2 protein-coding genes are annotated in these 6,678 nt (G+C 75.4%); one reads left to right on the plus strand and one right to left on the minus strand.

Going from position 1 to position 6,678, the window contains the following annotated elements:
* Window positions 1–37: 37 nt before the first annotated feature.
* Window positions 38–355 (minus strand): Hpt domain-containing protein, encoded by a 318-nt coding sequence (locus AC1DXK_RS20080; RefSeq protein ID WP_457106501.1) that lies wholly within the window; start codon window positions 353–355, stop codon window positions 38–40.
* A gap of 287 nt (window positions 356–642) precedes the next feature.
* On the opposite strand from AC1DXK_RS20080, the gene AC1DXK_RS20085 reads away from it, so the two are divergent.
* Window positions 643–6,678, plus strand: a 6,036-nt coding sequence (locus tag AC1DXK_RS20085) for an apolipoprotein A-IV repeat region-like domain-containing protein (protein WP_477298792.1), incomplete at its 3' end; no start/stop codon positions are given.

The following is a 6,678-nucleotide window of genomic DNA, read 5'->3' on the forward strand; positions in this document are numbered from 1 at the left end:
GATCGCCGCATCGCGTGGGGCCGGCCCGGGCGGCCTGTCAGGCCGGCCCGCCCGCGATCTCGGACAGCGCCGCCGCGACCGCCGCGGCGAGGTCGTCCAGGGGTGGCATCCCTCCGTCCCGCAGGCGCCGCTCGGCGGCGTCCGCCAGGCCCCAGACCCGCTCGGCCCCGACGCCCGCGGCCGAGCCCTTCAGGGTGTGGGCGAGGTCGGCGCGCTGATCGGGCGGCAGGGCCGGGTCGGTGAGACGGGGCAGGATGGCGCGGCACTGGCCGGCGAACAGCGCCAGAACCTCGCGGGCGAGGTCAGCGTCCCCGCCGGTCTGGGCGTCGAGGGCCGCGAGGTCGATGGCCTGCATGCGTGAGGTCCCGGGATCGGTGTTCTTCGGGGATTGCTGGGCTGATCCACACGATTCAACCGCTGATTCGTCGCCCGGGGATCGCGCCGGACCCCTTCCCTGCGGCAGGATGGAAGAGGCGGCGAGCGGCGGGCTCGGTAACCATTCGGTTAACGTTTTCTGGGGCCGGCCGATGGCTCGGGTATCGACAGTCGGTGCCTGGGTCTAATCTTCGATGGTAAACGGGGTGTTGCGTCTCCGGCATCAGCCTCCCCAGGTGCCGGTGAGCCCGTGTAACGAGGCGTTGAATGGCGATCGAGAAGAAGCTGAAGGACCCGGCCGAGGCCGCGCTCTCTGCGATCGAGCAGGCGCTGAACCTCGACGCCCTGACGCCGACCGGCACCGATGGCCGCGCCGAGCCGCGCCTGCCCGATGTCGGCGACGCCGAGCCGCTGCTCGACGGCGGCCTCGATGCCGCCGGGCGGACCATGCCGCCGCGCCTCGACCCGCCCCTCGCCTCCGACCTGCCGCCGCCGGGCCTGGACCGCCCGCGCCGGGAAGGCGGCCTCCTGCCCCCCGACCGTTCTCTGGTGGCCAACGACGACCGGCGCAACATCGGCATCCTGCAGCAGACCCTGCGGGTGCGCTCCTCGCCCAAGCCCTATCTCTTCGCCCTCGCCGCCGGGGCCGTCTGGATCGGCGCCCTGGCGCTGATCGCGTGGTCGAAATCCGACGGCGACCTGCGCGCCGTCGTCTCGGGGCTCTCGGCCCTGCAGGCGAGCGTCGGCGCGGCGGCCCTGTTCGGCCCCGTGGTGCTGTTCGTGATCGCCGCCATGCTGGCGGTGCGCGCCCAGGAAATGCGCCTCGTCGCCCGCGCGGTCGGCGAGGTCGCGGTGCGTCTCGCCGAGCCCGAGAGCTTCTCCACCGACGCGGTCCTGACCATGTCGCAGACCGTGCGCCGCGAGGTTGCGGCGGTGGGCGACGGCGTCGAGCGGGCGCTCGCCCGGGCCGGCGAGCTGGAGACCCTCGTGCGGGGCGAGATCGCCACCCTGGAGCGGGCCTATTCCGACAACGAGATCCGCATCCGCTCCCTCGTGGACGAGCTGGTGGCCCAGCGCGAGGCGATCGTCACCAACGCCGAGCGGGTGCGCAGCGCCATCACCGGGTCGCACCAGAGCCTGAGCCAGGACCTGGAGGGCGCCTCCGACCGGATCGTCTCCGCGGTGACCGGTGCGGGCGAGCGCGTGACCGGTGCCCTGGAGACCCGCGGCGCCGCGATCACCGCCTCCCTGGGCGAGGCCGGCGACCGGGTGGTCAACCTGATGACCGCCCGCGGCAGCGACCTGATCGACAATCTCGCGGCCACCAGCCAGGAGGTGCGCGGCGGGTTCCAGGAGATCGGCGAGACCCTGACCCGCGCCTTCGAGAGCCGCGCCGGCGAGGCGACCGGCGCCTTCCAGGCCGTCGGCAGCGCCCTGGCCGACCGCCTGTCCGAGAATGCCGGCACCCTCACCCGGAGCCTCGAGGAGACGGGCACGCGGGTCGGCGAAGCCCTGGCGCATCAGGCCGGCACGGTGCGCGAGAGCTTCGAGCGCTCGGTCACGGGGCTGGAATCCGTCTTCCTGTCGCGGGGCTCGGAGCTGACCGAGCGCTTCGGCGCGATGGGGGCCGAGATCACCGCCCGCTTCGCCGATACGGGTTCGGCCCTTACCCAGGACATCGCCGGCCGCGGGCTGGCGCTGCGCGCCGAGATCGAGAGCGCGGGCCTGTCGGTCGCCGAGACGATCGAGGATCGCGGACGCGACGCCCAGGCCGCCCTGGCACTGGCGGCCGGCGGCGCCGGCGAGGCCCTGACGAACCGCGCCCATGCGGTGCGCGACGACCTCCTCGGCACGGCCGAGCGGATCGCCGAGGCTCTCGCCGAGCGCGGCGGTTCCCTCGCCGACCGGATGGACGGCATCGCGGCGCGCCTGGACGAGACCGTGACGGTCCGCGCCGCCGACCTGGAAACCCGGGTGGCGGCGGCGGCCGAGCAGGCCGGCGGCAGCATCGCGCACCGCACCGAAACGGTCGCGGCGCGCCTGGAGGCCGCCTTCACGGCGCTCGGCCAGGGTTTCGAGACGGGTGCCTCCTCCGCGGTCCAGTCGCTGCGGGGCACCGTCGAGGGCCTGTCGGGCGAGATCGACGGCCGCACCGCCGAGGCGGTCGCGGCTCTCCAGCGCGGGGCCGAGGCGGCCACCGCCGCCCTGCGCGGCACGACCGAGGAAGCCACCGGCGCGGTCGAGGCCCGGACCCTCGAGGCCGTTCGGGTGTTCGAGCGCCGGGTCGCGGATTCCGCCGCCGCCCTGTCGGCGCGGACCGAGGAGGCGGCCGCCGCGCTGCGGACCGCCGCCGATCAGGCGGGCAACGCCGCCGAGACGCAGACGCGGGATGCCGCCGCCCGGCTCGCCGGCGCCCTGGAGACCCTGCGCAACGCCTCCGCCGAGGTCACCGGCGCCGTCGAGGCCGAGACCGCGATCCTCACGACCCGGTTCCGCGACGTCGCGGACCGCGCCGGCACCGAACTCGGCGCCCGCGGCACGGCCGCCGTCTCGGCGGTCCGCGCCGCCCTCGACGACCTCAACCGCGAACTCGCCGCCCGGACCGGCGACGCCACCGGCCGCCTCGCCGAGGCCGCCCGCGCGATCTCGGCCGATCTCGCCGCCCAGATCGGCGAGATGGAAGCGGCCTTCGGCGCGCACGGCCAGAGCGTCGCCCAGTTGCTCGCCAGCCACGCCGACGAGACCCAGGCCCGGATCAGCGGCACCGGCCGCGACATCGTGCTCGCGGTGGCGAGCCAGGGCGCCCGCATCGCCGACACCCTCAGCCAGACCGGCGCGAGCTTCGCCGAGACCGCCGACGGCCGGGTCCGCGCGATCGACGAGACGCTGGGCAGCCGCCTCGCCGCCCTGCAGGAGACCATCGCCCGCGGCGACATCCTGGCCGACCGGATCGGCCGCGACACCGCCGCCCTCGGCGAGACGGTCGGCGCCCGCCTGGAGGAGATGGACAGGCTCCTCACCGGCAAGGGCGAGGCCGTCGCCGAGACGATCGCCGCCCGGGCGCGGGAGGCCGGCAGCCTGATCGAGACCCATCTCGGGGGCCTGGAGACGCGCTCCGCGGAACGCGCCGCCGAGATCGCCGCCGCCGTGGCGGCGCTTGTCAGCCAGATCGACGGTCATTTCGGCAGCCGCACCAGCGCCGTGGACGACGCGCTGCGCGCCCGGACCGACGAGATGGCGCGGGTCATGACCGAGGGGCATCGCGGCCTGATGGAAATGCTGGAGGGCCGCACCTCCGGGCTCGGCCAGGACATCGCCCGGCACACGGGCGAGATCGCCCGCCGGATCGAGGAGAGCGCCGTCCATTTCGACACCGGCGTCATCGGCCGCCTGCAGGCGATCGCCGAGACCCTTGACGCGCGCGCCCGCCTCGTGGACGAGAGCTTCGGCGTGCAGGCCTTCGAGGCGATCCGCCTCATCGAGGCGCGCACCCGCGCGGTGGACGAGGAACTGGCCGGGCGGACCCGCGACCTCGTGGGGATGATCGCCGACCGGACCGGCGGCCTCGAAGGCGCCATGGCCGAGCGCGTCCGCGCCCTCACCGGCACCATCGAGGAGGCGACCCGCGGCCTCGAGGCTGCCCTGGCGAACCGTGCGGAGTCCCTGGTCCGTCTGGTGGACGAGCGCACCGAGACCGCCGACGCGGCGCTGACCGCCCGCACCGACGCCGTCCACGCCGCCTTCGCGGAGCGGGCCGACCGCCTCGGCCACCTGATCGACGCGCGCATCGCCACCATGTCGGGCGAGCTCGACGAGAAGGGCCGCGCCGTGTTCGGGGCGATCGGCGGCCGGATCACCGAGCTGGCCCGCCTGCTCGATCGCGGCGGCTCCTCGCTCGCCGAACTCATCGACCAGCGCGGCGAGAGCGTGCTCGCCAAGCTCCAGCAGACCATCGCGGATGCCGAGCGGATGCTCGATGCCGGCGAGGGCCGCCTGGGCCACACCCTGTCGAGCCGCACCGCCGACATCAGCGGCCTGCTCGACGACGGCGTACGCTCGGTCCACACCCTGCTGGACGACCGGACCAACCAGATCCGCGTGATGCTGGACGAGCACGCCGGCACCCTGGCCTCCACCCTCGACGGCCGCATGGAGCCGATCCACGCGGCGCTGGACGGCCGCGGGCAGGCGCTGGTCGCCGCCCTGGAGGGCGCGTTCGGCTCCGCCACCGGCGCGCTCGACGACCGCACCCGCCAGCTCGGCGGCCTGTTCGACGAGCGCCTCGGCCATCTCGAGACTCTGGTCGAGGGCCGCGGCACCCGCCTCGCCGACACCCTCGCCGCCCGCGCCCAGACCCTGCGCACCCTGTTCGAGGAGGCTCATACGGCCCTCGACGGCGTGGTCGAGGGCGGCGGCGGCCGCTTCGCCGCCACGGTCGATGCCCGCATCCAGTCGCTGCGTGCGGTGCTGGAGGAGGCCCCCGCCGCCGTCTCGGCTCTGGTGGAGACCCGCGAGCGCCAGCTCGCCGCGAGCCTCGACGCCCGCACGCAGCGCCTCCACACCCTGTTCGAGGAGGCCCAGGCCGGCCTGCGCGACCTCGTCGAAGGACGCGGCCAGGAAGTCGCCGACGCCATCGCGGCCCGCACCGAGGGCCTGCGCACGACCCTCGACGCGGCGCCCGCCCAGATGGCGGACCTGCTCGACGGCCGCCTCTCCGACCTCCAGGGCCTGTTCGAGCGGGCGCAGGGCGAGATCGACCGCCTCGTGGATACCCGCGGCCGCCAGATCGCCGGGACGATCGAGCACCGCACCCAGGCGCTCCAGGCGACCATCGAGGGGGTGAACCCGGCCATCGCCGGCCTGCTCGAGGAGCGTGAGAACCGCCTCGCCGAAACCCTCAAGGAGCGGACGGGCGAACTCCAGACCCTGTTCGACCGGGTGCAGAACCGCCTCGGCGCCCTGGTCGAGGGCACCGGCCGCGACGTGTCCGAGCGGGTCGACGCGCGCATCGAGACCCTGCGCTCGACCTTCGAGCAGGCACGCGCGTCCATCGAGGGGCTTCTTGAGGACCGCGGCCAGGCCCTGGTGGCGGCGGCCGAGGACCGGACCGGCGCCCTGGTGGAGGTCTTCGATACCCGGCTGCGCGCGCTCGACGGTGCCGTCGAGGGCCGGACGGGCGCCCTGGTCGAGGCGTTCGACGCCCGCCTGCGCGCCCTCGATGGCGCCGTAGAGGGTCGCACCGGTGCCCTGGTCGAGACCTTCGACGCCCGGCTGCGGGAGCTGGACGGCGTGGTCGAGGGCCGCACCGCGGCCCTGGCGCAGGCCGTCGAGGCGCAGAGCGAGGCCCTGGCCCGCGGCGTCGATGCCCGCGCCGACGCCTTCACGCAGCGCATCGACAGCCGCATGCGGCTGTTCGCGACCCTGGTAGCGCAGCGCGCCGACACCCTGGCCACCGCCTTCGACGACCGCCACGACGCCTTCGCGGGCCTCATGGATGAGCGCACGGCGTCCCTGGTCGCCGCCCTCGACGAGCGGGCCCGCGCCCATGCCGAGCAGGTCGAGGCCCACAACGCCGCGCTGGCCGAGACGCTCAGCCGCCGCGAGGCCGCGCTCGCCGGCCTGATCGACGCCCGCACCGAGGCCCTCGGGGCCGGGTTCGAGCGCCGCGCCACGGCGCTCGGCGCCCTGGTGGATGCCCGCGGCGAGGCCCTGTCCCGCCGCCTCGCCGAGAGTGCCGAGACCCTGGTGCGCGCCATCGAGGAGCGCGGCGGCGCGCTGCTCGCCAGCGTCGAGGGCAGCGGCCGCGCCGTCGGCGATAGCCTGGAGGGCCATGTCGAACGCCTGCGCGGCGCCATCGACGGGCCGATGATGGACCTGTCGCGCGCCCTGTCCGACCGGGCCGAGGCGATCGAGCGGACGCTCGCCGAGACCGGCGTGCCGCTCGCCGAGAGCCTGCGGGAGCGGACCGAGGAACTGGCCGTGCAGTCGCGGGCCTCGGCCGAGCTGCTGCGCGCCGCCGTCGAGGACGGTGCGGGCCGCACCCTCTCGGAGCTGTTCGAGACCAACGACCGGATGGGCCGCGAACTCGGCAGCCTGCTCCAGCGGATCGAGGCCGCCAACACGGCGCTGACCGACCTCGTGGCCGGGGCCGACACCAATCTCGGCGCGATCGAGCAGGCTCTCGCCGGCCGGATCGCACAGGTCCAGGGGGCGCTGGAGCGCATCGCCGCCGAGACCGGCCGGGCGAGCGCCGGCGTCTCGGCCCAGGTCGAGGCCCTGCGCGGTGCCGCCGACGGGGCGCTC

The sequence above is a fragment of the Methylobacterium sp. P3_A11 genome (genome assembly GCF_056403155.1).